Source organism: Enterobacter sp. JS8-1 (genome assembly GCF_049187015.1).
Lineage (GTDB): Bacteria > Pseudomonadota > Gammaproteobacteria > Enterobacterales > Enterobacteriaceae > Enterobacter > Enterobacter mori.
Genome location: NZ_CP185805.1, coordinates 4,113,029 through 4,138,426, shown reverse-complemented (window position 1 = coordinate 4,138,426; position 25,398 = coordinate 4,113,029). Strand labels below are relative to the sequence as shown.

General features: G+C 56.2%; 30 protein-coding genes and 1 tRNA gene. 19 read left to right on the top strand and 12 right to left on the bottom strand.

What is annotated here, in order from left to right:
- Nucleotides 1-48 precede the first annotated feature (48 nt).
- The 14 genes from ACOQH0_RS19710 (at nt 49) to ACOQH0_RS19645 (ending at nt 11,729) form a co-directional block, all read left to right on the top strand.
- On the top strand, nt 49-690 hold the full coding sequence (locus tag ACOQH0_RS19710) for a phage baseplate assembly protein V (RefSeq protein ID WP_421511055.1): 642 nt from the start codon (nt 49-51) through the stop codon (nt 688-690).
- Nucleotides 687-1,037 carry a GPW/gp25 family protein gene (locus ACOQH0_RS19705; RefSeq protein ID WP_421511054.1) on the top strand — a complete coding sequence of 117 codons (351 nt, stop codon included), beginning with the start codon at nt 687-689 and terminating at the stop codon, nt 1,035-1,037. The genes ACOQH0_RS19710 and ACOQH0_RS19705 overlap by 4 nt, the downstream gene beginning before the upstream one ends.
- A 5-nt stretch (nt 1,038-1,042) precedes the next feature.
- On the top strand, nt 1,043-1,951 hold the full coding sequence (locus ACOQH0_RS19700) for a baseplate assembly protein (RefSeq protein ID WP_421511053.1): 909 nt from the start codon (nt 1,043-1,045) through the stop codon (nt 1,949-1,951).
- Nucleotides 1,944-2,474, top strand: coding sequence for a phage tail protein I (locus ACOQH0_RS19695; protein ID WP_010435777.1), 531 nt, complete (start codon nt 1,944-1,946; stop codon nt 2,472-2,474). The genes ACOQH0_RS19700 and ACOQH0_RS19695 overlap by 8 nt, the downstream gene beginning before the upstream one ends.
- Nucleotides 2,475-2,485: 11 nt before the next feature.
- Complete coding sequence (locus tag ACOQH0_RS19690; protein ID WP_421511052.1) at nt 2,486-4,660, top strand: phage tail protein; 2,175 nt, start codon at nt 2,486-2,488, stop codon at nt 4,658-4,660.
- A 14-nt stretch (nt 4,661-4,674) separates the two neighbouring features.
- Nucleotides 4,675-5,190, top strand: a complete 516-nt coding sequence (locus ACOQH0_RS19685; RefSeq protein ID WP_421511051.1) for a tail fiber assembly protein — start codon at nt 4,675-4,677, stop codon at nt 5,188-5,190.
- Between the two features lie 146 nt (nt 5,191-5,336).
- Nucleotides 5,337-6,530 (top strand): phage tail sheath protein, encoded by a 1,194-nt coding sequence (locus ACOQH0_RS19680; protein ID WP_421511050.1) that lies wholly within the window; start codon nt 5,337-5,339, stop codon nt 6,528-6,530.
- An 11-nt stretch (nt 6,531-6,541) separates the two neighbouring features.
- Nucleotides 6,542-7,060 (top strand): phage major tail tube protein, encoded by a 519-nt coding sequence (locus ACOQH0_RS19675; RefSeq protein WP_014833332.1) that lies wholly within the window; start codon nt 6,542-6,544, stop codon nt 7,058-7,060.
- Between the two features lie 57 nt (nt 7,061-7,117).
- Complete coding sequence (locus ACOQH0_RS19670; RefSeq protein WP_421511049.1) at nt 7,118-7,411, top strand: phage tail assembly protein; 294 nt, start codon at nt 7,118-7,120, stop codon at nt 7,409-7,411.
- Nucleotides 7,408-7,566 carry a GpE family phage tail protein gene (locus ACOQH0_RS19665; RefSeq protein ID WP_421512378.1) on the top strand — a complete coding sequence of 53 codons (159 nt, stop codon included), beginning with the start codon at nt 7,408-7,410 and terminating at the stop codon, nt 7,564-7,566. Before ACOQH0_RS19670 ends, ACOQH0_RS19665 begins: the two co-directional genes overlap by 4 nt.
- On the top strand, nt 7,556-9,835 hold the full coding sequence (locus tag ACOQH0_RS19660; RefSeq protein WP_421511048.1) for a phage tail tape measure protein: 2,280 nt from the start codon (nt 7,556-7,558) through the stop codon (nt 9,833-9,835). Before ACOQH0_RS19665 ends, ACOQH0_RS19660 begins: the two co-directional genes overlap by 11 nt.
- Before the next feature lie 11 nt (nt 9,836-9,846).
- The gene (locus tag ACOQH0_RS19655; protein WP_218308297.1) at nt 9,847-10,311 is read left to right on the top strand and encodes a phage tail protein; all 465 of its coding nucleotides are present in this window, start codon (nt 9,847-9,849) and stop codon (nt 10,309-10,311) included.
- Nucleotides 10,308-11,462 (top strand): phage late control D family protein, encoded by a 1,155-nt coding sequence (locus tag ACOQH0_RS19650; protein ID WP_421511047.1) that lies wholly within the window; start codon nt 10,308-10,310, stop codon nt 11,460-11,462. The genes ACOQH0_RS19655 and ACOQH0_RS19650 overlap by 4 nt, the downstream gene beginning before the upstream one ends.
- Before the next feature lie 66 nt (nt 11,463-11,528).
- Entirely contained in the window at nt 11,529-11,729 is a 201-nt protein-coding gene (locus ACOQH0_RS19645) for an ogr/Delta-like zinc finger family protein (protein WP_100166454.1), read from the top strand.
- A gap of 85 nt (nt 11,730-11,814) precedes the next feature.
- On the opposite strand, the gene ACOQH0_RS19640 is transcribed toward ACOQH0_RS19645, so the two are convergent.
- A tRNA-Ile gene (locus ACOQH0_RS19640) sits at nt 11,815-11,890 on the bottom strand.
- A 124-nt stretch (nt 11,891-12,014) separates the two neighbouring features.
- Here ACOQH0_RS19640 and mug point away from each other — a divergent pair.
- From mug to ACOQH0_RS19620, 4 genes are all read left to right on the top strand, one after another.
- The gene (mug, locus tag ACOQH0_RS19635; protein WP_421511046.1) at nt 12,015-12,521 is read left to right on the top strand and encodes a G/U mismatch-specific DNA glycosylase; all 507 of its coding nucleotides are present in this window, start codon (nt 12,015-12,017) and stop codon (nt 12,519-12,521) included.
- A gap of 202 nt (nt 12,522-12,723) precedes the next feature.
- The gene (locus ACOQH0_RS19630) at nt 12,724-13,224 is read left to right on the top strand and encodes a hypothetical protein (RefSeq protein ID WP_421511045.1); all 501 of its coding nucleotides are present in this window, start codon (nt 12,724-12,726) and stop codon (nt 13,222-13,224) included.
- A 51-nt stretch (nt 13,225-13,275) separates the two neighbouring features.
- Nucleotides 13,276-13,881, top strand: a complete 606-nt coding sequence (locus ACOQH0_RS19625) for a protein rhiA (protein WP_421511044.1) — start codon at nt 13,276-13,278, stop codon at nt 13,879-13,881.
- Nucleotides 13,882-13,895: 14 nt separating this feature from the next.
- The gene (locus tag ACOQH0_RS19620) at nt 13,896-14,363 is read left to right on the top strand and encodes a hypothetical protein (RefSeq protein WP_421511043.1); all 468 of its coding nucleotides are present in this window, start codon (nt 13,896-13,898) and stop codon (nt 14,361-14,363) included.
- Between the two features lie 48 nt (nt 14,364-14,411).
- Here the strand turns inward: ACOQH0_RS19620 and rpoD are convergent, their stop codons facing one another.
- From rpoD to rpsU, 3 genes are all read right to left on the bottom strand, one after another.
- Nucleotides 14,412-16,253, bottom strand: coding sequence for an RNA polymerase sigma factor RpoD (gene rpoD / locus ACOQH0_RS19615; RefSeq protein WP_010435741.1), 1,842 nt, complete (start codon nt 16,251-16,253; stop codon nt 14,412-14,414).
- Nucleotides 16,254-16,418: 165 nt separating this feature from the next.
- On the bottom strand, nt 16,419-18,164 hold the full coding sequence (dnaG, locus tag ACOQH0_RS19610; RefSeq protein ID WP_089599648.1) for a DNA primase: 1,746 nt from the start codon (nt 18,162-18,164) through the stop codon (nt 16,419-16,421).
- A 115-nt stretch (nt 18,165-18,279) separates the two neighbouring features.
- Nucleotides 18,280-18,495, bottom strand: a complete 216-nt coding sequence (gene rpsU, locus ACOQH0_RS19605) for a 30S ribosomal protein S21 (protein WP_001144069.1) — start codon at nt 18,493-18,495, stop codon at nt 18,280-18,282.
- A gap of 236 nt (nt 18,496-18,731) precedes the next feature.
- On the opposite strand from rpsU, the gene tsaD reads away from it, so the two are divergent.
- A complete protein-coding gene (tsaD, locus tag ACOQH0_RS19600; RefSeq protein WP_010435734.1) occupies nt 18,732-19,745 on the top strand; it encodes a tRNA (adenosine(37)-N6)-threonylcarbamoyltransferase complex transferase subunit TsaD in 1,014 nt (337 codons plus the stop codon).
- A gap of 72 nt (nt 19,746-19,817) precedes the next feature.
- Here the strand turns inward: tsaD and ureG are convergent, their stop codons facing one another.
- From ureG to ACOQH0_RS19560, 8 genes are read right to left on the bottom strand one after another with little or no spacing between them, the layout of a single operon-like run.
- Nucleotides 19,818-20,435, bottom strand: coding sequence for an urease accessory protein UreG (gene ureG / locus ACOQH0_RS19595; RefSeq protein ID WP_010435731.1), 618 nt, complete (start codon nt 20,433-20,435; stop codon nt 19,818-19,820).
- A gap of 9 nt (nt 20,436-20,444) precedes the next feature.
- Nucleotides 20,445-21,119: an urease accessory protein UreF gene (locus ACOQH0_RS19590; RefSeq protein ID WP_421511042.1), complete on the bottom strand. Its 675-nt coding sequence runs from the start codon at nt 21,117-21,119 to the stop codon at nt 20,445-20,447.
- Nucleotides 21,119-21,658, bottom strand: a complete 540-nt coding sequence (locus ACOQH0_RS19585; protein ID WP_010435726.1) for a HupE/UreJ family protein — start codon at nt 21,656-21,658, stop codon at nt 21,119-21,121. Before ACOQH0_RS19585 ends, ACOQH0_RS19590 begins: the two co-directional genes overlap by 1 nt.
- Nucleotides 21,659-21,667: 9 nt before the next feature.
- A complete protein-coding gene (gene ureE, locus ACOQH0_RS19580) occupies nt 21,668-22,126 on the bottom strand; it encodes an urease accessory protein UreE (protein WP_172701303.1) in 459 nt (152 codons plus the stop codon).
- Between the two features lie 9 nt (nt 22,127-22,135).
- Nucleotides 22,136-23,839 carry an urease subunit alpha gene (gene ureC, locus ACOQH0_RS19575; protein WP_172701228.1) on the bottom strand — a complete coding sequence of 568 codons (1,704 nt, stop codon included), beginning with the start codon at nt 23,837-23,839 and terminating at the stop codon, nt 22,136-22,138.
- Nucleotides 23,832-24,146, bottom strand: coding sequence for an urease subunit beta (locus ACOQH0_RS19570; protein ID WP_212474478.1), 315 nt, complete (start codon nt 24,144-24,146; stop codon nt 23,832-23,834). Before ACOQH0_RS19570 ends, ureC begins: the two co-directional genes overlap by 8 nt.
- A 10-nt stretch (nt 24,147-24,156) precedes the next feature.
- Nucleotides 24,157-24,459 carry an urease subunit gamma gene (locus tag ACOQH0_RS19565; RefSeq protein ID WP_006811999.1) on the bottom strand — a complete coding sequence of 101 codons (303 nt, stop codon included), beginning with the start codon at nt 24,457-24,459 and terminating at the stop codon, nt 24,157-24,159.
- Between the two features lie 10 nt (nt 24,460-24,469).
- A complete protein-coding gene (locus ACOQH0_RS19560) occupies nt 24,470-25,297 on the bottom strand; it encodes an urease accessory protein UreD (RefSeq protein ID WP_421511041.1) in 828 nt (275 codons plus the stop codon).
- Nucleotides 25,298-25,398 lie beyond the last annotated feature (101 nt).

Below are 25,398 nucleotides of genomic sequence, written 5' to 3'. Positions count from 1 at the left end.
AAACCCCGTCTCGTTGCTGCCGATCGCCCTGCACGGCATTCTCTTCTTATGAATACATTAACCTCCATACACGGTATCGCTCGCGCGATCCGCAATCTTATTCGTGTCGGTGTTGTGACCGATGTTGACCTCAAAAGAGGGCTCTGTCGCGTCCAGTCCGGTGGGATGAACACCACCTGGCTGAACTGGATGACCTGCCGCGCTGGCCGTTCGCGCGTGTGGTGGGCACCGTCCGAGGGCGAACAGGTACTGCTGCTGGCCATCGGCGGAGAGCTGGATACCGCCTTTGTGTTGCCGGGCATTTTCTCTGACGAGCATCCGGCACCGTCGACGTCACCCGATGCGCTTCACGTTAGCTTTCCCGACGGGGCGGTTATTGAGTACGAGCCCGGGAGCGGGTCGCTGACGGCAACCGGCATCAAAACGGCAGCCATCACCGCATCGGAATCACTGAGCGCGACCGTACCGGTGGTGCTCGTGAAATCCGCGACCCGCATCACGCTTGATACACCCGAAGTGGTATGTACCAACAAGTTAATTACCGCCTCGCTTGAGGTGCAAAAGGGCGGGGTGATGGCCGGAAATATCCAACACTCCGGCGGTCAATTCACCTCCAATGGGGTTCAGGTGGACAACCATGCCCACGGCAGTGTGCAAAGCGGCGGAAGCTGGACTAAGGGGACACAATGACGGTGCGCTACACGGGAATGAACAGTCAAACCGGGCTCAGCATTTCAGAGGCTGAACACATCAGGCAAAGCGTGCGCGACATTCTGGTGACGCCCGTTGGCTCGCGGGTCATGCGTCGGGAGTACGGCTCCTTGCTGGCGGCGATGATCGACCAGCCCCAGAGTCCGGCGCTGCGCCTGCAAATTATGGCCGCCTGTTACTCCGCGATCCAGAAGTGGGAACCGCGGATGACCCTGACGGCAATCGCGTTCGAACGCTCGGAGAATGACGGGACGTTGTATGTCGATATCACCGGCACGCGACCAACGTCCGATCGCTCCTTTTCTATCACCATTTCACTGAGTTAAACCCTATGGCTATTGTTGATCTGAGCCAGCTCGCCGCGCCTGATGTCGTGGAGGAGGTGGATTATGAGACGCTGTTGGCAGAACGTAAGGCCACCTTTGTCTCGCTCTATCCTGAGGCGGAGCAAGAGGCGATCGCACGCACGCTGACCTTAGAGTCAGAGCCGATTGTGAAGCTGCTGCAGGAAAACGCGTATCGGGAAGTTATCTGGCGCCAGCGCGTTAACGAGGCCGCGCGTGCGGTCATGCTGGCCTACGCTGCGGGCAGCGATCTCGACCAGATTGGGGCAAACGCTAACCTTGAGCGTCTGGTGATTACGCCCGCCGACGACACCACGTTCCCGCCCACGCCTGCGGTCATGGAATCCGATACCGACTTTCGTCTGCGGATCCAGCAGGCGCCGGAAGGGCTAAGCGTGGCCGGTTCGACGGGCGCTTATCAGTTCCATGGCCGCAGCGCGGATGGGCGGGTGGCAGACATTTCCGTGATTAGCCCCCAGCCTGCGAACGTTACGGTTTCCGTGCTCTCCCGGGAGAATAACGGCGTGGCGTCCGAAGCGCTGCTCACCGCCGTTCGCAATGCGCTGAACGATGAGGACGTCAGGCCCGTCGCCGACCGCGTGACCGTCCAGTCAGCCAACATTGTCGACTACAGCATTGTGGCCTCGCTGTTCTTATTCCCTGGCCCTGAAAGTGAACCCGTGCTCAACGCGGCCAGAGCCCGGCTGCAGGCCTATATCACGGCGCAGCACCGGCTGGGGCGCGATATCCGCAAGTCTGCTATTTACGCCGCACTTCATGTGGAAGGGGTGCAGCGCGTGGAGCTGACGGCGCCGGCAGCCGATATCGTGCTCGATGAGACGCAGGCCTCATGGTGCAGCCAGTACAGCGTAACCGTAGGGGGGAACGATGAGTGATACCCGTCTTCTGCCGGTTGGTTCGTCGCCTCTTGAGGTGGCGGCCGCGCGCGCCTGCGCGGAGATCGAAAAAACGCCGGTGCCGCTGCGCCATCTCTGGAGCGCAGATACCTGCCCGGCAAACTTGCTGCCGTGGTTGGCCTGGGCGTTCTCGGTCGACCGCTGGGATGAGAACTGGCCGGAGGCCACCAAGCGTGACGTGATCCGCGCGGCGTGGTTTATTCATGCCCACAAGGGAACGATAGGCGCCGTGCGTCGCGTAGTGGAGCCGCTGGGTTATCTGATTAACGTCACCGAGTGGTGGCAAACCAACGATCCGCCCGGCACCTTCCGCCTTGATATCGGCGTGTTAGACACGGGTATCACCGAGGAAATGTATTACGAGATGGAGAGGCTTATTGCTGATGCAAAGCCTGCCAGCCGTCACCTTATCGGCCTGAATATCATCCAGGACATCCCGGGTTATCTCTATACCGGCGCCCTGAGCTATGACGGCGACATCATCACGGTTTACCCCGGATAAGCGAGAGCACAATGACAGTGAAATATAAAACGGTTATCACCAAAGCCGGTGCGGAAAAACTGGCTGCAGCAACCGTCCCGAACGGGAAGAAAGTGAACTTTATGGCGATGGCGGTCGGCGACGGTGGCGGTGCGTTGCCGGTGCCTGATGCCAGCCAGACAAAGCTGGTGAAGGAAGTCTGGCGCCACGCGCTGAATAAAATCAGCCAGGACAAGAAGAACAAAAACTACGTTGTAGCAGAGCTGCTGATCCCGCCTGAGGTCGGCGGTTTCTGGATGCGCGAGATGGGGCTGTATGACGATGCCGGAACGCTGATTGCCGTCGGGAACATGGCTGAAAGCTATAAACCCACGCTGGTGGAGGGCTCGGGGCGCGCGCAGACGTTGCGCATGGTCATTATGGTCAGCGATATCGCATCCGTCGAGCTGACGATAGACACCTCAACGGTAATGGCGACGCAGGATTACGTTGACGGGAAGCTCGCGGAGCACGAGCAGTCGCGCCGCCATCCGGACGCGACCCTAACAGCGAAGGGCTTTACACAGCTCAGCAGCGCCATTGACAGCGCCTCCGAGGTGCTCGCTGCAACGCCGAAAGCGGTGAAGGCGGCGTACGACCTGGCGAAAGGGAAATACGCGGCTCAGGACGCCACCACGACGCAAAAGGGGATTGTCCAGCTTAGCAGCGCGACTGACAGTGTGTCTGAGGTGCTGGCGGCGACGCCGAAGGCGGTAAAAGTCGCTAACGACAGCGCCGCTGCGGCCAATAAAAATGCCAGTGAGCGAGTCAGCAAATTCGGCGACAGTATGACCGGAACGTTGAATCAGGACGCTATAACACAGTCAACCTATAACTTAACGGCACTCTCTAACGCGACGACAGGCAATAAAAATTATCTGCGTAAAATGCGCGGCGGAGCGACGGACACTATCTGGCACGAAACCGTTCAGGGGGGCGAATACCGTCTGGCGACAGGCAGTACCGATTCGCAGGAGGAGCTGGCGATTAGCACAAGTACCGGCCTGAGAGTGAGAGGTAATTTAACCTCACAACTTGGTGGATTTTATTCAGGGAATACGAAAAAACTCTCTTTTTATTCATCTAATACCTCTGACAAGAATGCAGCCTTGCGACTCTGGGGTAATGTAGACCGGCCATCTGTAGTCGAACTGGGGGACGACACCGGCTACCATTTATACTCACAGCGAAATAAAGACGGCTCGCTGTTGTTTCAGACAAACGGTGCGGGGCAATTCAGCGGTTATTTACGTTCAAACGGGGAAGTGCAATCTCTTTCAGCCAATAGCTATCGGATTGCATATGGGGACTACGGCTGCTTCTGGCGTAATGATGGTTATAATCTTTATCTGATGCTGACCAATAAGGGCGATGCCTACGGAAATTACAATGCGCTGCGTCCTTTACGTGTGAGTCTTGAAACCGGGGCGTTGCAATCCGAAACACCTTTTACTGTAGGCAATACCATCTACGCCTCGAAGGAAATTACAGCGGGTTATAGCAATTCATTTGCATGGGCCGAGCAGTACAAAACAAAGGCACCATTTTATAGCACCTATTCAACAACTGGATCGAGTGAATACCATCCAGCGCTAAAACAGCAGGCAAGTATTTCCGGAATCAATTCATGGGCTTTTTCCATGGGGTCTCTTGTTGCCGATACCGCTCTTTCATGGCATCTGCACATGAAAGGCAGCGGCGGTCAGGATGTTAACTATAAATGGGATACCAGCGGTAATTTTTCTGCGCCAGGACAAATTATACCGGGCAGTTTTGCTAATTTTGATGGGCGTTTTTATACCAAAACGCTTGCAGATACGCGCTTCCTGCTACGCGACAGTGCCTCTTATGCTGGCTTTGCGAACGGTGATGCGTCAAGGCCGTACATGAGGCATGAAGCCAGTAACGCTGTTGTTACATTGTTAAAGGTGGGAGATTCATATACCAAGGCTGAAAGCGAAGCTCGCTATCAAGGCAAAGGCAGCTATATAACAGGCATTCGTTTTGGCGCATCCGCTGAATATCAAGAGCGTGGGAACGCTGAGCGCCTGACCGGTGGGGTGATGACATCTTTTGCTGACCGGGGAAGTTCTAATTACTGGATTCGTCTTCGTCCGTTGCAATATCAGATCAATGGCGGCTCATGGGTTACTGCGGCCTACGCATAAGGATAACTAATTCGATGTTAATGAAAAATTTCACTGCCTCAACAAAAAAAATGGATGGCTTTACAGTCATGGTATTCACTGATGAGGATGGAAATGACTGGTATGCATCACAGACCAAATTTTCGGCCTCCTCTTTAAAATTTATGTTTGATGGAAAAGGCAATATTGTTGCCGCTTCATGGGATGCCTCCATGCTGGCACCTGAAAATCTGTCCGTTTCGGAAATTGAAAAAAATAGTGTGCCGGAGAATTTTTTCGAGCCGGAAATGCGCTGGGTATTTGATGGTGAAAAAATTACCCCGTTTGTTTATTCACATGAAGAACTGCTTCAACTAGCAAAAGACGAGCTCGAACGCTTACTTAGCGAGGCAAGAGAAAAAATAGTTGTACCTCAGACCAGGTTAATGGCAGGCAGAACGCTGACGGAGGGACAGTTAAACCTGTTAAACGCCTGGCTTGATTATATTGATGCTCTGGAGGCCTGTGATATCACCGTAATGCCCGTTAGTTTCCCGGATCCCCCGCAGTAATTTAATTTGAAAAGACGAAATAACTCCAGCCCTCTGTTAAGAGGGCTTTTTGTTTGTTGTGTGAATGACAGGTGGAACATGATGAAGTGCATGGAATGAGAGGGTGGCAGAAAATAGTTTTACACCTTAACCACGGAGTTAAACAGATGGGCGACTATCACCACGGCGTGGAAGTCATCGAAATCAACGATGGCACGCGCACCATTTCCACCGTCTCGACGGCAATCATCGGTATGGTCTGTACGGCCAGCGATGCTGACGAACAGACATTCCCGCTTAACGAGCCGGTGCTCATTACCAATGTGCAATCCGCCATTGCGAAAGCCGGTAAACAGGGGACGCTGTCCGCTTCCCTTCAGGCTATCGCCGACCAGTGCAAGCCGGTCGTTGTGGTTGTCCGCGTGGCCGAAGGTATCGACGATCCGGAAGATCCTGAAGCGGCACAGAAAGAGACTATCTCTAACATCATCGGTACCACCGACGAAAACGGTAAATACACCGGCCTGAAGGCGCTTCTGACCGCAAAAACCGTTACCGGTGTTAAGCCGCGTATTCTCGGCGTTCCGGGGCTGGATTCGCTGGAAGTGGCCGCCGCGCTGGCCGCGATGTGCCAGAGCCTGCGTGCGTTTGGCTATGTTAGCGCATGGGGCTGTAAAACCATTCCTGAGGCGATCGCCTACCGCAAAAACTTCAGCCAGCGTGAGCTGATGGTCATCCACCCGGACTTCCTGGCGTGGGATACCGCGACGAACGCCACTAAAATGGCCTGGGCAACCGCGCGCGCGCTTGGCCTGCGCGCCAAAATCGACCAGACCACCGGCTGGCATAAAACCCTGTCAAACGTGGGCGTCAACGGCGTCACCGGCGTGAGCGCTTCCGTCTCCTGGGATCTGCAGGAACAGGCCACCGATGCCAACCTGCTTAACCAGGCTGGCGTGACGACGCTGATTCGCAATGACGGTTTCAAATTCTGGGGCAACCGCACCTGCTCTGACGACCCGTTATTCCTGTTTGAAAACTACACCCGTACCGCGCAGGTACTGGCCGACACCATGGCGGAAGCGCACGCATGGGCAATGGATAAGCCCATTACTCCAACGCTGATTCGCGACATCATTTCCGGCATTAACGCCAAATTCCGCGAACTGAAAACCAACGGCTACATTGTTGACGGCTCCTGCTGGTATGACCCGGAATCCAATGACGTGTCGACCCTGAAAGCGGGGAAACTGTATATCGATTACGACTACACCCCTGTTCCGCCGCTGGAGAATCTGACCCTGCGCCAGCGCATCACCGATACCTATCTGGCCGATCTGTCAGATTCGGTTAACAGCTAAGGAGCTGAAGCATGGCGTTACCACGCAAACTTAAATATCTGAATATGTTCAACGATGGCCTGAGCTACATGGGCGTGGTTGAGTCCGTCACCTTACCGAAGCTGACCCGCAAGCTGGAGAAGTATCGCGGCGGCGGTATGCCGGGCTCGGTCTCCGTCGACCTCGGCCTGGACGATGATGCCCTGGCGCTGGAGTGGACCATCGGCGGTCTCCCTGACGTCGCGCTGTGGGCGCAGTATGCCTCTCCGGGCGCGGACAGCGTGCCGCTGCGTTTTACCGGCTCTTTCCAGCGTGACGACACCGGTGAAATCTCAGCGGTCGAGATTGTGATGCGCGGCCGTCACAAAGAGTTTGACGGTGGTGAGAACAAGCAGGGTGAAAGCGGCACCACCAAGATGTCGACCGAGTGTGCTTATTACCAGCTCACCATTGATGGCAAAGAGGTCATCGAGATTGACATCATCAACATGGTGCTGAAAGTCGACGGCGTCGATCGTCTGGCGGAACATCGTAAGGCCATCGGCCTGTAACTTCTTAACCGGCCAGAATTGCTGGCCGGTTACTCCCCTTTTTTTGAGAGTAACGAGATGGAAAATATCAACGAAAGCGAAAATCCTCACACCGTCATGCTTGATAGCCCCGTTCAGCGCGGTGAACAAAAAATCGAAAAAGTGACCGTCCTCAAACCCAATGCCGGCACCCTGCGTGGCGTCTCGCTGGCGTCGCTGGCGCAATCCGATGTGGATGCCCTGATTAAGGTACTGCCACGGATGACCTCACCCGCATTAACCGAGCATGAGATTGCGCGTCTGGATGCCTCCGACCTGCTCTCTTTTGCCGGTAAGGTGGTCGGTTTTTTGTCACCGACTTCGGCTCGCTGAAATTTCCTGAAAACCTGTCGGTCGACGACCTGATGGCGGATATCGCGGTGATCTTTCACTGGCCGCTGTCAGAACTGTACTCCCTGAGCGTGACCGAACTCCTTATATGGCGCGAAAAGGCGCTGCAGCGAAGCGGAAACTACCATGAGCAATAATGTCAGACTTCAGGAGCTGCTGAGTGCCGTTGACCGGGCCACCCGACCGCTCAAGGCTATCCAACATGCCGGCCTCTCTCTCGAGGGCGAGATCCGTGATTCGCAGGCGGCGCTGCGCGCGCTTGATGAGCAGGCGGGGCGTATTGACGGCTTCAGGAAAGCAAACGCCCGGCTCGCCGTGACGGAACAGTCGCTTGACCAGGCCAGACAGCAGGCCGCGGCGCTGGCGGTGCAATTTAAGAACACGCAAAACCCCACCCAGGCGCAGGCAGATGCGCTGTCCGCTGCCCGAAAATCAGCAGCCGACCTTAAGCTCGAGTACAACAGCCTGCGCTACGCGGTACAACGCCAGCGCACCGAACTCGCCCAGGCGGGAATAAACACGCGCACGCTCTCGTCGGATGAGCGTCGTTTACGCACCCACATCAGCGAAAAAACGCAGCAGCTTAACCGACAGCGGGATGCGCTGGCCCGCGTCAATCAGCAGCAGGAGCGGCTGAATACCGTTCAGACTCGCTACGAGTCAGGCAAACGCGTGGCCTCGCGGGTGCATCAGCTGGCAAATGCGGGCGTGGGCATGGCAAAGGCAGGTTTTGACCAGACGTCCCGGTTTATGGCCCCTGGCATCAGTTTTGAGAAGCAGATGTCATCCATTCAGGCGAACCTTGGTCTGGCGAAGGGCGACGCCCGGCTTGAGGCCATCCGACAGCAGGCGCGGGAGGTCAGCGCCAGCACCGGCGTCCCTGTCGATACGATCGCGCTGGCACAGCGCGAGCTGGCCCAATCCGGTTTTGACGCCGATGGGCTGCTTGCGGCCACCGCGCCAGCGGTCAACCTTAGCCTGGCGGGGAATGTCGACGCGGCAAGAGCGGCCGATATGATCGCCAGTACGCAGGCCGCGTATGGTCTGGCCGATCAGGATGCGGGGCGCATCGCAGACGTTCTGACGCGCGGTTTTACCTCTTCGAAAACCAGCCTCGCAGAGATGCAGGACGCCGTCACCTCCGCTGCGCCCGCTGCGGAGGCTTCCGGTCTGGGGCTTGAAGAGACCACCGCGCTGCTCGGCGTCCTGGCGGAAAAAGGGATGAAAGGTGCCGCTGCCGGGGACGCGCTCAGCGCGATGCTGCGCCATGTTCAGACTCCGGATGCCATAAAAGCCGCAGGGGTGCTGGCTTCCGCGGCGGGTGATGGATCGCTTAATGAAAAACGTCAGCAGTTGCAGGCGGCGAAGGGCAGTACCGCGCTCGCGGCTTCCGTACAGACCGATAATCTTGACGGCGATATCAACCGGTTCCAGGCCGCGTGGAGCGGGTTAAAGATAGATGTATTTGATAACGCGGACGGTGCCCTGCGCACCCTGATCGCCACCGCGACCGGGTGGCTCGGTACGCTCTCTCTCTGGGCGAACGCTAACCCTGAGCTGACGCAAGGTCTGGTCGGCGTCGTTATCGGCGCGCAGGCGTTTACAGGCGTACTGGGCGGGTTAGGCATGGTCGTCGCGCCGGTTTTGTCTGGCCTGAATATGATCATCACCGCCGCAGGAATGTTGGGTACGGGATTCAGCGTGGTGGGGGGCACCATCATGACGGTGCTGGGAGCCCTTAGCTGGCCGGTTATTGCCCTTGGCGCGGCGATTGCCGCCGGTGCCTTGCTGATCTTTAAATACTGGGAGCCTATCAGCGCCTTCTTTGGCGGCGTGATTGAGGGGCTTTCTGCGGCCTTCGCGCCGCTGGGCGAGCTGTTCTCCCCGCTGTTAAAGGCGTTTGATTTCATCGCAGAAAAACTGAGCGGGATCTGGCAATGGTTCACCGATCTGATTGCGCCGATCAAGGCGACGCAGGAAACGCTCGACAGCTGCAAAAATGTTGGCGTGGCGTTCGGTCAGGCGCTGGGAAATGCGCTAATGGCTCCGCTTGATCTCTTTAACAGCCTGAGCGGCAGGGCCAGCTGGCTGCTGGAGAAACTCGGCGTCATAAAAAAAGAGTCGGGCAATATCGACCCGGTCGTGCCGAAAGCAGACACATCTTCTGCTGATGCCGGCAGTGCCTGGGACCCGACGTCACCGGTTTACGGCGGCTTCATGGGATACCAGCCAACGGCTGCCGCGGGAGGGCGTTCATACGTCGATCAGAGCAAAAGCGAATACAACATTACGCTGCAGGGAAGCGTGGCCTCCGGAACGGATCTGACTCGTCAAATCCAGGAGGCAATAGAGAACAGTGAACGTGAGAAAGCGAGACAGCAGCAAGCCAGCTTTATGTACGGTTGAGGAGAGAGAAAATGTTAATGGTGCTGGGTCTGTTTGTCTTTGAACGACGAACCTTACCGTATCAGACAATGCAGTTTACAAAGGGCTATCGTTGGGCATCCAACGATCGCATCGGGAAGCCTAAAGCCTGGCAGTATCTTGGCGAAGGTGAGACCTCCTTCAGCCTGTCCGGATTACTTTACCCGGAGCTCACGGGAGGGCGGCTTTCTCTTAAGTCGCTTGAGCTGATGGCAAATGAAGGGCGGGCATGGCCGCTGATAGACGGCACCGGCATCATTCACGGCATGTTTATCATTGAGAAAGTCACGCATACGCATTCGGATTTTTACAGTGATGGCACTGCGCGAAAAATTAATTTTACGCTGGAGCTGAAACGCGTGGACGAATCGCTAATGGCGATGTTTGGCGACCTGAGAACGCAGGCTGAAGAGCTGGTGACGAGCGCACGCAATAGCATTGGAGGGCTGGTGGGATGATCACCGAAATGAATATCCGGGCGGGTGGGAAAATCGCCCCTGATTTTATGCTCAAGCTTGACGATCGTGATATCACGCAAAACGTCAGTCCTCGTCTTATCAGCTTATCCATGACCGACAAACGCGGGCTGGAAGCCGATCAGCTGGATATTCAACTCGATGATTCCGATGGACGGTTAGTGTTGCCTGCCCGGGGGGCTACGCTCTCGTTATGGCTGGGATGGGAGGGCGCCCCACTCCTACAAAAAGGGAACTTCACGATCGATACGATTGAATTTCAGGGCGCACCGGACAAGCTGACCATTCGGGGATGCAGCGCGGATTTCCGCGGGAAGCTAAACGTGCGGCGCGAGCAGTCGTGGCATGACACGACGATCGGCGCGATCGTTAATACTATCGCACAGCGTAACCAGTTGACCGCCAGCGTCGCGGCGGGACTTTCGTCTATCACCATTTCGCATATCGATCAGTCTCAGGAGACAGACGCGGCGTTTCTCACCCGCCTGGCCGAACGCAACGGCGCATTTGTTTCAATCAAAGCCGGCAAGGTTATTTTTATGAAGGCGGGCCAGGCCGTGACGGCCAGCGGCAAAACGATTCCCTTAATGGTGATTGAACGTGGGGATGGCGACCGGCATCTTTTTTCCGTCGCCGATCGTGAAAACTATTCTGGCGTGACGGCCAAATGGCTGCAAACGCGCGATCCTAAAAAACAAAATCCTCAATTGAGTATTAATCGATTGCCTGAGGGGCAGGTGCCAGAGGCATTAATGCACCCGGATGCCGCCGCGCCGACAGCGGGAGCAGTAGACAAGGCGCAGAAGCCGCAGGAGATGCTGGTGGGATCGGCGGAGAACGTGTTTGAGCTCACTACGGTCTACGCCTCTGAAGAGCAGGCGCTCAGAGCTGCAGAGGCAAAGTGGCGTGCGCTCCAGCGGGGGACCGTGAAATTTTCCATCCAGCTGGCGCTGGGGCGAGCCGATCTGTTTCCCGAAACGCCGGTGCTTGTAAACGGTTTTAAACGCGTCATTGACGAGCAGGCGTGGATCATCAGCGAGGTGGTTCATACCCTCAGCGAAAGCGGATTTACCACCAGGCTTAACCTCGAGTTGAACGCCACCGACGAAAAATTTTCTGTCGACAGTGAGTAATTGATTTGCCTTTACGTTGTTTTTGAGTATTATTAATTCACAAAATGTGAATTAACGGAGGGGTACATGTTTCATTGTCCTAAGTGCAAGCATTCCGCGCATGCGCGTACCAGTCGCTATTTAAGTGAAAACACCAAAGAGCGCTATCACCAGTGCACCAATGTTGACTGCAGCTGTACGTTCGTGACGATGGAGTCCGTGGAGCGTCTGATCGCAACCCCTGGCGACGCCGGGAATGCGCGAACAGCTTCGCTGGCCCACGGTTAGCGGCTTCGCTTCCGACCGTTGAAAAAAACCAATAAAAAAGCCACTCGCTAGAGTGGCTTAATTATATGATTCTAAAGCTAAAATTTGGTGGCCCCTGCTGGACTTGAACCAGCGACCAAGCGATTATGAGTCGCCTGCTCTAACCACTGAGCTAAGGGGCCGTGGCGGTGAATTATAAAGTAACTCCCCGCAGCAATCCAGCCATTCACTCCTGCCTGCTGTTTTTATAAACAATGCATAATCAATCCTTTATACTTCCATAACGATGTATCAGTGGGAGTAAAGATGATTAACGACATTCTGGCCCCTGGCCTGCGGGTAGTATTTTGCGGTATCAACCCGGGGAAATCCTCGGCGCACACCGGTTTTCACTTCGCTCATCCGGGAAATCGCTTCTGGAAGGTGATCTATCAGGCAGGTTTTACCGACAGGCTACTCAAGCCAGAAGAGGAGCAACACCTGCTGGATACGCGCTGTGGGATCACCATGCTGGTCGAGCGTCCTACGGTGCAGGCAACCGAGGTCAATCTGCATGAACTACGCAGCGGCGGGCGGGAACTGGTCAAGAAGATAGAGGATTATCAGCCAGCTGCGCTGGCTATCCTCGGCAAGCAGGCTTACGAGCAGGCGTTTAGCCAGCGCGGGGCGCAGTGGGGTAAACAGAGCATTAGCATCGGCGTAACGCAGGTGTGGGTACTTCCCAACCCGAGTGGGCTCAATCGGGCAACGCTGGATAAACTTGTCGAAGCATACCGGGAGCTGGACGACGCGCTGGTGAGTAGAGGTCTCTAATATATCTGAGTTTTATTCGGCGTTGCATTGCATTTTTATGTAGCGCCTCTTAAATATAATTAATCAAAGCTTCATTAAATACACGCCTTTCTCACGCGGGGGAACGCTTCCTCCGTGTCTATATTCTTTTATGCGATTAATACTTTACCTGTCTTATTCAGATTGCCTGTTAGCAGTGAATAAAAAAGATCATGGGGTAAGTATGAATAATAAAATTAACGACCATTTTTTACAGGTTTATCCTGTCATTTTTTCCGGCTTACCAGCAATGAGCTCAGAAAATGAAAAGGAACTGATTCAGTTTTGTGAACGCTATCCACATTACGTTTTATCTGCAATGCCTTGGGCGGCAGCGGAGATCGCAGGAGTCTGTGGGTTTTCAACGCTGTTTCATATGATTTATGACTTTGGCGGCAGGAAAATATATCTGCCAAAAAAACAGGACCGTTTTAAAAAAATCTACAGTATTGATATTTCAGCAGAACAGTATGACCGTTTGTTAAAACGCGTAGACTCGGCCGGAAATATTGAGTTGCCTTCTGCCTGGGGCGTTTTTATCGCTATCCGCCGCGCGGCCATGCAAATGGCTATGCGGGATAATGTCTCCTCGACGGAATTAACACGCACTTTTGGGGTGAGCATGCGAAATATAAGAATGATTCGTTCTAACACAGATAAACAAAAAGGAGGTGAAGCACTGTAGTCATTTTTATTTTTAATAAACACACTATCACAACGTAAAGAGGAACTGAAAATGTCACAACAATACACGCTAACCTTTCAAAACAACACGCGCAACTACGGCAAAATTTGTGTCTACCAGACAGCGCCAGATATTGCCGACCCGCAACTGATGTCTCTGGCATGGTTTACCGAGCCTGCGCATCCCACTACCCGCGTACAGTTTAACTGGACCATTGACTACGCGTTTATCTGGGATGAAACCGGTCCGCTGGTGCCGGGGGTTACATTTGATGCATCGCAAACGTGGCCTGCCGATCTCACTAAAAATAACAACGTTACGCTGACCTCTTCACGCAGGGCGCTGACTTTCCGGGATCAGGTAACGGGCGGGCGTCCGGGCACGCTTTACGTTCATAACGATAATACGGTGCCTTTCGATCAGGTCTCCGTGGGGATCGCCATGTCGGGAGCGGGCACCTTTGCCAAAGAGGCGCAGCCCAATTTGCAGTTCTCCTATACGCCGCATCCCGTCTACTGGGTGACCTTTGGCGATTATGAAACGGGCGAAGTGCTGGACACGGAGAGCATCACCAACGCCCAGCAGATCAGCTTTAACCCTAACGTCTATAACGTGGATGTCGTGCTCAATCTCGACAACACCTGGACAGTGAGATAATTCAGAGGAGAGTGATGATGATTTTTATCGTATGTACTGACGATCCGGAGCTGGTGGAGATTGCCGCTGATTGTGTGCTCGATGAGCCAGATGTATTTATCAGCTACTATCAACCCTTTAAAAATCCTATTCCACCGCTGGGAGTAAATGAAAATTTATTTATCATTGCACACGGCGCGTTTCAGGGCAGTGAAGGTAAGCCGGAGATCGGCGATCGGGATATTAACCGTGCCTTCTGTCTCAATGGTGAGCAGTGCTTTATCAATATTCAACCCTTGCTCCCACCGGGTTATAAGGGAAATGTCTATGTGGACGCGTGTAAATCGGCAACAAGTTCTCGAAAAATCGACAGCTTTATTACCACCCTGCAGCATCAGTTCCTGCTCCATTCGCTGAATACGCAGGTTTACGGTATCAATGGCGACAGTTCTGGGTTAATTCCGCTTCCCGGCGATCCAAAATGGCGTCCGGCGAAAATCTAAAAAAAAGCCCCGATGAAAAATCGGGGCTTCATACTGCAGGACTGCAGATTAGTCGTCCAGGAAGCTACGCAGCACTTCAGAGCGGCTTGGATGACGCAGCTTACGCAGCGCCTTCGCCTCGATCTGACGGATACGTTCGCGGGTAACGTCGAACTGTTTACCCACTTCTTCCAGCGTGTGGTCGGTATTCATATCGATACCGAAACGCATACGCAGTACTTTTGCTTCACGGGCGGTCAGGCCAGCCAGGACGTCGTGCGTGGCAGCACGCAGGCTCTCGGTGGTGGCAGAGTCCAGCGGCAGCTCGAGGGTGGTATCCTCGATGAAATCACCCAGATGCGAATCTTCATCATCACCGATTGGTGTTTCCATGGAGATTGGCTCTTTGGCGATCTTCAGCACTTTACGGATCTTGTCTTCCGGCATCAGCATGCGTTCAGCCAGCTCTTCCGGCGTCGGCTCGCGGCCCATCTCTTGCAGCATCTGGCGGGAGATACGGTTGAGCTTGTTGATGGTCTCAATCATATGCACCGGAATACGGATGGTGCGCGCCTGGTCTGCGATAGAGCGGGTGATCGCCTGACGGATCCACCATGTCGCATAGGTAGAGAACTTATAACCACGACGGTATTCAAACTTATCTACCGCTTTCATCAGACCGATGTTGCCTTCCTGAATCAGATCCAGGAACTGCAGACCACGGTTGGTGTATTTCTTGGCGATAGAGATAACCAGACGCAAGTTCGCTTCAACCATCTCTTTCTTCGCACGGCGGGCTTTCGCTTCGCCGATGGACATACGACGGTTAATGTCTTTTACCTGCTCAATGGTCAGGCCAGTTTCTTCTTCGATCTGCTGAAGTTTCATCAGGCCGCGCTGCACATCGTCTTTCACATCATGCAGTTTTTCTGACCACGGTTTGTTCATCGCGATAGCCGCGTTGAACCAGGTCTCGCTGGTTTCGTTGCCGGTGAAGAGGGTGATGAAGTTCTTCTTCGGCATTTTGCACTGTTCAACGCACAGCTTCATGATGATACGTTCCTGGGTGCGCACGCGATCCATCATGACGCGCATGCTGTTCACCAGGTAATCGAACTGTTTTGGCACCAGGCGGAACTGTTTGAACACTTCAGACAGCTTCAGGATCTCTTCCTGAGCGGCGGCATGACTGCGGCCTTTCGCTTTGATGGTGTCACGCGTGACTTCGTACTGGGTACGCAGCTCACCGAACTTCTCACGTGCCAGCTCAGGGTCGATGCTGTTGTCGTCGTCGCTGTCGTCTTCTTCTTCCTCATCTTCGTCTTCGTCGTCATCCATCTCTTCCTGAGACAGCTCTGAACCGACGTGAGTGGCGGTAGGCGCCATATCTTCTTCAGCGTTCGGATCGACAAAGCCGGTGATCAGATCGGACAGGCGAGCTTCTTCAGCTTCAACGCGATCGTACTGTTCCAGCAGATAGGTGATGGCTTCCGGGTATTCAGCAACAGAACACTGAACCTGGTTGATCCCGTCTTCGATGCGTTTAGCGATGTCAATTTCGCCTTCGCGGGTCAACAGTTCAACGGTACCCATTTCGCGCATGTACATGCGGACCGGGTCAGTGGTACGCCCGATTTCAGATTCCACGCTGGACAGTACCTGTGCAGCAGCTTCTTCCGCATCTTCGTCAGTGTTGTTGGAGGTTTCAGCCAGCAACAGATCATCGGCATCCGGTGCTTCTTCCATCACCTGAATACCCATGTCATTGATCATTTGGATGATGTCTTCGATTTGATCTGAATCGACGATATCTTCCGGCAGATGGTCATTGACCTCGGCATAGGTCAGATAGCCTTGCTCCTTACCGCGTTGGACAAGAAGTTTCAGCTGTGACTGCGGGTTTTGCTCCATAAGACGGTATCCACACTTATTTCGTTTGATTGGTGTCGGCGATGGGGCTACCAACATTTAAAGCGAGGGCGTACTTATATTTTTGCCGCTGCCTCTCAGTGCGGCTGCCGGGGGCTTCCCGATCGATATTCGGCACTTAAGCCGTTAAATACTTTTGTCTTTGACTTATTTCTTCGCCAGTTCCTGGTTAATCATCCAGAGCTCCCGGCGTTCTTCGCTGCTCAAACCGTGGGTGCGCTCGCGAGCTATCAACTCTTCCTGGCGCAACTCAAGCATCGAATCAAACATATGGTTGAGCGAGTCGGTGAACGTTTTTTCTGCAATGTCCTTATCTGCTATATCGTCCCACATCGACAATTTTTCAAGGGTAGCGGCCTCTTTTGTGCCGCGATAATGTTCTAAAAGTTGTCCGGTGGTCAGACCTGGCTGAGACAAACAAGTGTTGACCAGTTCTGAAAATAAGCCAAGTCCGGGCAATTTTTCGTGGTTCAAACCCGCCAGCGACGGCACTTGCGGAGCAAGCTCGGGGTTTTGCACCAGTAACCCTATCAGTATACGCATGGTTGTGCGTTTTAGCTGAGGCGCGGCGCGAACCGCACCGTTTTCAGCCTGTTTAGGCATTAAACGTTCAAGCTGGCTGTCATCCAGAATGCCGAGCTTGTTGCCTAGCTCCTGACGCAGATAGATGCGCAGCGTTTCGCCCGGCACCTGGCTGATTAACGGCAGCGCCAGCGTACTGAGCTGCGCGCGCCCGTCAGGGGTACTCAAATCGACCTGCGGCATCAGGCTGTTAAACAAAAACGTGGAGAGCGGCTGAGCCTGCTCCATCCGCGCTTCAAACGCCGCTTTACCCTCTTTACGCACCAGCGTATCCGGGTCTTCACCGTCGGGCAGAAACATAAAGCGTAGCTGACGCCCATCGGTCATATAAGGTAGCGCGGTTTCCAGCGCTCGCCAGGCGGCGTCACGTCCTGCGCGGTCACCGTCGTAACAGCAGATGACGTTGTTGGTCACCCTGAACAGCAGCTGAATATGATCGGCAGTCGTGGACGTACCTAACGACGCAACCGCGTAGTTGATGTCGTACTGCGCCAGCGCCACGACGTCCATATAGCCTTCGACGACCAGCAGACGCGGAGGTTCCGCATTATCCTGCTGCGCCTCATAAAGACCGTACAGCTGGCGGCCCTTATGGAAAATATCGGTTTCCGGGGAGTTGAGGTACTTCGGCAGGGCATCACCCAGCACGCGACCACCAAAACCAATTACCCGGCCTCGCTTGTCGCGGATCGGGAACATCACCCGTTCACGGAAGCGGTCGTAACTTCGTCCCTGGTCGTTGGTGACCAGCATGCCTGCATCGATGAGAGACTTACGATCTTCGCTATTGCCGCCAAAACGCTTTAACACGTTGTCCCAGCCGGGCGGGGCGTAACCAATAGCGAAACGCGCAATGACATCGTCGCTCAGTCCGCGCTTGTTCAGATACTGACGCGCAGGCTCAGCCGCAGAGTGCTTAAGAGACTGTTGGTAAAACGAATTCAGGCCATCCATCAGTTGATACAGCGTTTGCCGTTGATGGCGCTCGATCTGACTTGGCCCACTGCCTGCTTCATACGGCACTTCAAGGTTATGCATCGCCGCCAGCTCTTCGACGGTTTCAACGAACTCGAGCTTGTCGTAGTTCATCAAAAAATCGACGGCATTACCGTGTGCGCCACAGCCGAAGCAATGGTAGAACTGCTTTTCACCGTTTACGGTGAAGGAGGGGGTTTTTTCGTTATGGAACGGACAGCACGCATGGTAGTTCTTGCCCTGCTTTTTTAGCTTTACCCGCGCGTCGATGAGATCGACGATGTCGGTTCTGGCAAGCAGGTCATTGATGAAAACGCGTGGGATTCTTCCGGCCATATGCCCCAAAATTTTAAGCGACTTATAAACGAAAACAAGCCGCGCATTCCTTCCGGAAGCACGGCCTTACGACTATTACTCTGTCTGTCAATTGAGGGCTGAGGCCCTCAACCAATTAGTACAGACGAGTACGGCGTGCGTTTTCGCGAGCCAGTTTCTTCGCGTGACGTTTCACAGCGGAAGCTTTAGCGCGCTTACGTTCGGTCGTTGGTTTTTCATAAAACTCACGACGACGAACTTCAGCCAGAACACCTGCTTTCTCGCATGAACGTTTGAAGCGACGCAGTGCTACGTCGAACGGCTCGTTTTCACGTACTTTAATTACCGGCATGTAACTCTCACCTTTAATAAATTCGGTTTGCCGCTGGCATCAACGCCAGCTTATTTCAAAATGGTGCGGAATTTTACTGCAAATGCTGCTGCTTTGTAAAGCACCGATGCGATTTTGAAAGGGACTTTAATAAGGGTGAGGAGTATACACGAGCCTTCTTCCTGGGGCGAACAAAGTTTTACATCAACCCGCCCAGGCTCTACACTGCGCGGTATTGAAACGAGGTAAAACAAGTCATGCGTGTACTGGGTATTGAAACATCCTGCGATGAAACCGGCATCGCCATTTACGACGACGAAAAAGGTCTTCTGGCCAACCAGTTGTATAGTCAGGTGAAATTACACGCTGACTACGGCGGCGTCGTACCTGAACTGGCCTCTCGTGACCACGTGCGTAAAACGGTTCCCCTGATTCAGGCGGCGCTTAAAGAAGCGGGATTAACGGCAAAAGAGATTGATGCAGTGGCGTATACCGCAGGCCCGGGCCTGGTTGGCGCGCTGCTGGTTGGCGCAACGGTTGGCCGTTCGCTGGCGTTCGCGTGGGATGTGCCGGCGATCCCGGTTCATCATATGGAAGGGCACCTTCTGGCGCCGATGCTGGAAGAGAATCCGCCTGAATTCCCGTTTGTGGCGCTGCTGGTCTCCGGCGGTCATACGCAGCTGATTAGCGTAACGGGCATTGGCAAGTACGAGCTGCTGGGCGAGTCGATCGACGATGCCGCCGGTGAAGCCTTCGATAAAACCGCCAAGCTGCTGGGGCTGGATTACCCGGGTGGCCCGATGCTGTCAAAAATGGCGTCGCAGGGAACGGAAGGGCGCTTTGTCTTCCCGCGTCCAATGACCGACCGTCCGGGGCTGGACTTCAGCTTCTCCGGGCTGAAAACCTTCGCGGCCAATACTATCCGCAATAATGATAACGACGAGCAGACGCGTGCCGATATCGCCCGTGCGTTTGAAGATGCGGTGGTGGATACGCTGATGATCAAGTGCAAGCGCGCGCTGGATCAGACCGGCTTTAAGCGTCTGGTGATGGCCGGTGGCGTGAGCGCTAACCGTACGCTGCGCGCGAAGCTCGCCGAGATGATGCAAAAGCGTCGCGGAGAAGTGTTCTATGCGCGTCCGGAGTTCTGTACCGATAACGGCGCGATGATCGCTTACGCGGGTATGGTGCGCCTGAATGCGGGCGCAACGTCCGACCTCAGCGTGTCCGTGCGTCCGCGCTGGCCGCTGGCGGAACTGCCAGAGGCATAAGTTTTTTTGCCCGGTGGCGCTGCGCTTACCGGGCCTACAACATCCACATGTGCCAACGTGCAATAACCCACACTACACCCGCAGCATCCCTTTCTCTTCCAGAAACGCAATAATCGTCGCTAAACCGTCACCCGCTTTCAGGTTGGTAAACGTCCACGGACGCTCGCCGCGCATGCGGTTGGTGTCGCGCTCCATCACCTCCAGCGACGCCCCCACGTACGGCGCGAGATCGGTTTTGTTGATCACCAGAAAATCGGACCTGGTGATCCCCGGCCCGCCCTTGCGCGGGATTTTTTCCCCTTCGGCCACGTCGATCACGTAAATCGTCAGATCCGCAAGCTCCGGGCTGAAGGTCGCGCTCAGGTTGTCGCCGCCGCTTTCAACGAAGATCAGATCCAGATTGCCGAACTTCTCGCTTAACGCTTCCACCGCCGCCAGGTTCATTGAGGCGTCTTCGCGGATGGCAGTGTGCGGACAGCCGCCTGTCTCCACGCCCACGATGCGCTCCGGCTCCAGCGCGCCCGCCTCGGTCAGGATGCGCTGATCCTCTTTGGTGTAGATATCGTTGGTCACCACCGCAAGATGATAGGTATCGCGCATCGCCTTGCAGAGCGCTTCCAGCAGCGCGGTTTTGCCCGACCCTACCGGGCCGCCCACGCCCACGCGCAGGGGATGTTTGTAATCAGCCATATTGACTCCTCAGGAACGGAATAGTCGTGAATATTGGGTTTCGTGGCGCGCGGAGGCGATGGCGGACAGCGGCGTTGCTGCCCCCAGCGCATCGTCGCGACGTAAAAATGCCTGTTCAAAACCAGCGGCGTAGTCGTCGCTCAGTTCGATAATCAGCTGCTGCGCGGCCTGTTGACCAAACGGCACGAGCTTGACGCCCGCCATTACCGCGCTCTCTATCCAGCTGTAGCCGAGGCTCAGCGCCAGCTCACGCGCGCCAATACCCCAGCGCACGCCGAGCCAGGCCATGCCGCAGAGCTGGCTTTGCATAAACAGCGGCAGCCATTCGGGCGGACAATCCGGTTCCCAGCTCTTAATCAGTCGCGTAAAGGCCGCCCCGCGGTTTCGCTCTTCTTCTCGCAGCTCGCGCGTTTCCCGGCAGGCGAGAAGGTATGCCGTCCAGCGTTTTGCATGTGTAAGATCGCGTTGCTCACAGGCCTGATAAAGACGCATAAATAGCGGCAGATCGACGCAGAAAAAGCTCTGCTCCATCTGCTGGGTTTGCCAGCGTTTAAAGGCGTCGGCGTCCGTGACCCAGCCCGCCTCAACGGCCCACTCCAGCCCCTGCGACCAGGTAAACGACCCGACCGGCATGCTGCTGCTGGAGAGCTGCATCAGGTGCAGCAACTGGCGGGAATGATCCATCAGCTCATCAGTGCCAGCAGGGCGGAAACGATCAGCCCGCCGCCGAAGGTCTTACGCAGGCCGTCGTGACGACGCAGCAGCAGCCCCGCGGCAAAGCTGGCGCACAGCACCGTGGCGCTGGCCAGCATAAAGCCGCTGGTGAAGAGCCAGAAGCTGTGGCCGGACATCTCCACGCCGTGCGCCCAGCCGTGGAACATCGCCAGGGCAGGCACCGCCAGCAGCAGGCGGTTTTCAGTTTTAAACATCATCACGCCGGATACCGCCAGCGAGGCGATAATCAGCATCTCCATGCCGCTAAAGCCGCCGAGCAGGCTGCCCGCAATCGCACCGACAAGCATCATCCCGAGGGTGGCAAACGGCAGCAGGAGTTTGCGTCCGCTCAGCGCAGAGAGCACGCCCGCACCGGTCAGCATCAGCAGATGATCGAGCCCGGTCAGCGGATGGAGAAAACCGGCCTGAAAGCTGTCGGTGCCGTGGCCGGGGTGGGCGAGTGCGGGAATGGAAAAGGCCAGAAGCAGCAGAGGTAAATACTTACGCATGATGAATCCTTAATGTGAATGAGCGTGAGAGTGGCTGTGGGCATCGCTGGTGTAAGCGCCCGCTTCCGGTTCAAACGGCAGGCTGGCGTAGGCCACTTCCAGCCCGAACTGGCGCAGCATGTCGTCGAGAACGTGGTCGTGGTGATAGCGCAGCTCGCCGGGCATGATCTGCAGCGGCACGTGGCGGTTGCCCAGGTGGTAGCAGGCGCGGGCGAGCAGGAACGGATCGGCGCAGCGCACCACGGAAACCGACTCCGGGGCGGCGATCACCTCGACGACCTCGATACCGTCGTCGGTAGTCAGCAGGTCGCCCCCGCGCAGCAGCAGGCCGCGCGGCAGCATCAGTCCGGCTTCGCGGCCGTCGTTCAGCGATACGCGGGCGCGGCTTTTCACCCGTACGTCAATCGGCAGCGTGACGCTGGCGGTGACGGGGTGGGCATGGTCCAGGCGTTGGGTTAAATAGATCATCATCACTCCTCAAAACAGGAAATAGCGTTGCGCCATCGGCAGAACGTCAGCCGGTTCGCTGGTTATCAGTTCACCGTCGACGCGCACCTCGTAGGTTTGTGAGTCGACGGTGATATTCGGCTGCAGGCCGTTGTGGATCATGTCCGCCTTTTTCACCGTCCGGCAGCCTTTCACTACCGCGGTAGCGCTCTGCAGGTTGAGCTGCTGCGGGATGCCGTTCGCACTGGCGGCCTGCGAGATAAACGTCAGCCGGGTGGCGTGGCGCGCGGCACCCAGCGATCCAAACATCGGCCGGTAATGCACCGGCTGCGGCGTGGGGATCGAGGCGTTGATATCGCCCATCGGCGCGCAGGCAATCATCCCGCCCTTGACGATGGTGGCAGGCTTCACGCCGAAGAATGCCGGGGACCAGACCACCAGATCCGCCAGCTTGCCCGCCTCAATCGAACCGACTTCGTGGGCAATGCCGTGGGTGAGCGCCGGGTTAATGGTGTATTTGGCGACGTAGCGCTTCACGCGGAAGTTGTCGTTCTCGCCGGTCTCTTCCGGCAGCGCGCCGCGCTGGACTTTCATGCGGTGCGCCACCTGCCAGGTGCGGATAATCACTTCCCCGACGCGGCCCATGGCCTGCGAATCTGACGAGGTGAGCGAGAATGCGCCGATGTCGTGCAGCACGTCTTCAGCGGCGATGGTTTCACGACGAATGCGCGACTCGGCAAACGCCACGTCCTCGGCGATATCCGGGTCAAGGTGGTGGCAGACCATCAGCATGTCGAGATGCTCGTCGATGGTATTGACCGTGTAGGGCAGCGTCGGATTGGTGGAGGAGGGCAGAATATTCGGGTGCGCGCAGGCGGTGATAATATCCGGCGCGTGGCCGCCGCCCGCCCCTTCGGTGTGGAAAGTGTGGATGGTTCGCCCGCCGATGGCCGCCAGCGTGTCTTCGACAAAACCGGATTCGTTCAGCGTGTCGCTGTGCAACGCCACCTGAATATCCATCTCGTCAGCGACCTCCAGCGAGGAGTTGATCGCCGCAGGCGTCGCGCCCCAGTCTTCGTGAATTTTCAGCCCGATAGCACCGGCGGCAATCTGCTCGCGCAGGGCGTTCGGGTTGGAGCCGTTACCTTTGCCGAGCAGGCCGATATTCACCGGCAGCGTATCGGCAGCCTGCAGCATGCGGGCGATATACCACGGTCCTGGCGTGCAGGTGGTGGCGTTGGTGCCCGCCGCCGGTCCGGTGCCGCCACCGATCATGGTGGTGACGCCGGAAACCAGCGCCTCTTCCGCCTGCTGCGGGCAGATCCAGTGGATGTGGGTGTCGATCCCGCCAGCGGTGACGATCTTCCCCTCGGCGGCAATCACTTCCGTTGCCGCACCAATCGGGATCGTCACGCCGGGCTGAATGTCCGGGTTCCCGGCTTTGCCTACAGCGAAGATCCGCCCGTCCTTGACGCCGATATCGGCTTTCACGATCCCCCAGTGATCGACGATCAGCGCGTTGGTGAGAACCAGATCCACGCAGGCGTCAGCGGTCATCTGCCCCTGGCCCATGCCGTCGCGGATCACCTTCCCGCCGCCGAATTTGACTTCTTCGCCATAGATCGTGAGATCGTCTTCGACTTCGATCCACAGCTCGCTATCGGCCAGCCGCACTTTATCCCCCGTGGTGGGGCCGAACATATCGGCATACGCCCGGCGTGAAATCTCAGCCATGTTTCACCTCTCCCATCACGTCACCGCGAAAACCGAAAATTCGCTGCGCACCCGAGACCTGCACCAGCGTCACTTCCCGCTTCTGGCCGGGCTCGAAGCGCACGGCTGTGCCCGCCGGGATGTTCAGTCGGTAGCCCCTGGTGGCTTCCCGATCGAATTTCAGCGCCGGATTGACCTCGTAAAAGTGGTAGTGCGATCCGACCTGGATCGGCCTGTCGCCGTGGTTTTCGACAACCACGCTTTGGCTTTCTCGCCCGACGTTAAAGCTGATATTGCCCGGTTTGATCTGATATTCGCCTGGGATCATCACGCGCTCCTTAGACGATTGGATTGTGGACGGTGACGAGCTTGGAGCCGTCCGGGAAGGTGGCTTCCACCTGAATATCCGGGATCATCTCCGGGACGCCTTCCATTACCTGGTCGCGCCTCAGGACGTGGCGGCCCGCCTCCATCAGCGAGGCGACGGTTTCGCCATCGCGCGCGCCTTCCATAATGAAGGCGCTGATCAGCGCGACCGATTCCGGGTAGTTGAGCTTTACCCCGCGCGCAAGGCGGCGTTCGGCAACCAGCGCGGCGGTAAACAGCAACAGCTTGTCTTTTTCTCTGGGGGTCAGTTCCATAACGTTTCTCTTATGTCTGCCAGATACGCGGCGAACAGGCGGGTTTGGTGGTGAGGAGCGGGCGAAGCGACTGCCAGATATCGCGCATCACCCGCTGGCAAATCAGGTTGTCGTGGGAGAGAAAACGCACCGACAGCAGGCCATCAGTGAGCGTTGCCCCGGCATAATTTCCCAGTGGCGCGAGCCGTTCGCGCACCGCGTCGAGGTGATCATCGACAGCCGGATAGAACAGCAGCGTACCGAGCCACGGATGTCCGGCGACGGGCGTGAGATCGCCGTCGCTAAGATGCTGGCGCTCAATCAGGCGGGGCTCGTCATCTACCCACACCTCAAGACGGCTCTCCAGCGTGCCGTGGCTGAAGGTTTCGTTTATCACCGGGCGGCCCAGGCAGTACAGCTCCCACGTCAGCAGCGTGCTGGAGGCCTTCAGGTGGAAGACGGAGCGCAGTGCGGCATTCGCACCGGGAAAAATAATGGTGTCCTGCGGCAGCCATTCCAGGGTGGCGTCTTCATCGAGATAAAAGTGCTGGCTCAGACGGGCCTGCGGGCCGCTGCTGCGATAGAACTTGCTGGCGCCGGGCATGGTGATAAGCGCATGGCTTTTGGCGTTCAGTCGAACGGAAATGTCCAGCGTATCGCCGCCCACAATCCCGCCGGGCGGGTGAAGCAGATAAAGGTGGCAGGTTTCCCCTTCGGGGTAAAACGGACGCTGGACGGTAAGCGGCCCGACGTGATGAGCGGAGTACAGGAGGGTTTTCTCAGGGGTGTGACAAAACTGCAGGGCAAGCGATGCCTGCCAGCCTTTGTATGAATTATCAGTGACCTGAGCTGCTAACATGCTGTATCCATCTGCTCATCATCGGGGTCGTTTCAGTATGCCCTGGCGGAAATGAAGGCTGTCATATGAGTCGCTTATGGATGGCGGTTAAGACGAAACAA

Excerpts from the sequence above, each read along its gene's own strand:
- ACOQH0_RS19710 (WP_421511055.1), top strand. The coding sequence starts at position 49 with ATGAATACATTAACCTCCATACACGGTATCGCTCGCGCGATCCGCAAT.
- ACOQH0_RS19705 (WP_421511054.1), top strand. The coding sequence starts at position 687 with ATGACGGTGCGCTACACGGGAATGAACAGTCAAACCGGGCTCAGCATT.
- ACOQH0_RS19700 (WP_421511053.1), top strand. The coding sequence starts at position 1,043 with ATGGCTATTGTTGATCTGAGCCAGCTCGCCGCGCCTGATGTCGTGGAG.
- ACOQH0_RS19695 (WP_010435777.1), top strand. The coding sequence starts at position 1,944 with ATGAGTGATACCCGTCTTCTGCCGGTTGGTTCGTCGCCTCTTGAGGTG.
- ACOQH0_RS19690 (WP_421511052.1), top strand. The coding sequence starts at position 2,486 with ATGACAGTGAAATATAAAACGGTTATCACCAAAGCCGGTGCGGAAAAA.
- ACOQH0_RS19685 (WP_421511051.1), top strand. The coding sequence starts at position 4,675 with ATGTTAATGAAAAATTTCACTGCCTCAACAAAAAAAATGGATGGCTTT.
- ACOQH0_RS19680 (WP_421511050.1), top strand. The coding sequence starts at position 5,337 with ATGGGCGACTATCACCACGGCGTGGAAGTCATCGAAATCAACGATGGC.
- ACOQH0_RS19675 (WP_014833332.1), top strand. The coding sequence starts at position 6,542 with ATGGCGTTACCACGCAAACTTAAATATCTGAATATGTTCAACGATGGC.
- ACOQH0_RS19670 (WP_421511049.1), top strand. The coding sequence starts at position 7,118 with ATGGAAAATATCAACGAAAGCGAAAATCCTCACACCGTCATGCTTGAT.
- ACOQH0_RS19660 (WP_421511048.1), top strand. The coding sequence starts at position 7,556 with ATGAGCAATAATGTCAGACTTCAGGAGCTGCTGAGTGCCGTTGACCGG.
- ACOQH0_RS19655 (WP_218308297.1), top strand. The coding sequence starts at position 9,847 with ATGTTAATGGTGCTGGGTCTGTTTGTCTTTGAACGACGAACCTTACCG.
- ACOQH0_RS19650 (WP_421511047.1), top strand. The coding sequence starts at position 10,308 with ATGATCACCGAAATGAATATCCGGGCGGGTGGGAAAATCGCCCCTGAT.
- ACOQH0_RS19645 (WP_100166454.1), top strand. The coding sequence starts at position 11,529 with ATGTTTCATTGTCCTAAGTGCAAGCATTCCGCGCATGCGCGTACCAGT.
- mug (WP_421511046.1), top strand. The coding sequence starts at position 12,015 with ATGATTAACGACATTCTGGCCCCTGGCCTGCGGGTAGTATTTTGCGGT.
- ACOQH0_RS19630 (WP_421511045.1), top strand. The coding sequence starts at position 12,724 with ATGAATAATAAAATTAACGACCATTTTTTACAGGTTTATCCTGTCATT.
- ACOQH0_RS19625 (WP_421511044.1), top strand. The coding sequence starts at position 13,276 with ATGTCACAACAATACACGCTAACCTTTCAAAACAACACGCGCAACTAC.
- ACOQH0_RS19620 (WP_421511043.1), top strand. The coding sequence starts at position 13,896 with ATGATGATTTTTATCGTATGTACTGACGATCCGGAGCTGGTGGAGATT.
- rpoD (WP_010435741.1), bottom strand. The coding sequence starts at position 16,253 with ATGGAGCAAAACCCGCAGTCACAGCTGAAACTTCTTGTCCAACGCGGT.
- dnaG (WP_089599648.1), bottom strand. The coding sequence starts at position 18,164 with ATGGCCGGAAGAATCCCACGCGTTTTCATCAATGACCTGCTTGCCAGA.
- rpsU (WP_001144069.1), bottom strand. The coding sequence starts at position 18,495 with ATGCCGGTAATTAAAGTACGTGAAAACGAGCCGTTCGACGTAGCACTG.
- tsaD (WP_010435734.1), top strand. The coding sequence starts at position 18,732 with ATGCGTGTACTGGGTATTGAAACATCCTGCGATGAAACCGGCATCGCC.
- ureG (WP_010435731.1), bottom strand. The coding sequence starts at position 20,435 with ATGGCTGATTACAAACATCCCCTGCGCGTGGGCGTGGGCGGCCCGGTA.
- ACOQH0_RS19590 (WP_421511042.1), bottom strand. The coding sequence starts at position 21,119 with ATGGATCATTCCCGCCAGTTGCTGCACCTGATGCAGCTCTCCAGCAGC.
- ACOQH0_RS19585 (WP_010435726.1), bottom strand. The coding sequence starts at position 21,658 with ATGCGTAAGTATTTACCTCTGCTGCTTCTGGCCTTTTCCATTCCCGCA.
- ureE (WP_172701303.1), bottom strand. The coding sequence starts at position 22,126 with ATGATCTATTTAACCCAACGCCTGGACCATGCCCACCCCGTCACCGCC.
- ureC (WP_172701228.1), bottom strand. The coding sequence starts at position 23,839 with ATGGCTGAGATTTCACGCCGGGCGTATGCCGATATGTTCGGCCCCACC.
- ACOQH0_RS19570 (WP_212474478.1), bottom strand. The coding sequence starts at position 24,146 with ATGATCCCAGGCGAATATCAGATCAAACCGGGCAATATCAGCTTTAAC.
- ACOQH0_RS19565 (WP_006811999.1), bottom strand. The coding sequence starts at position 24,459 with ATGGAACTGACCCCCAGAGAAAAAGACAAGCTGTTGCTGTTTACCGCC.
- ACOQH0_RS19560 (WP_421511041.1), bottom strand. The coding sequence starts at position 25,297 with ATGTTAGCAGCTCAGGTCACTGATAATTCATACAAAGGCTGGCAGGCA.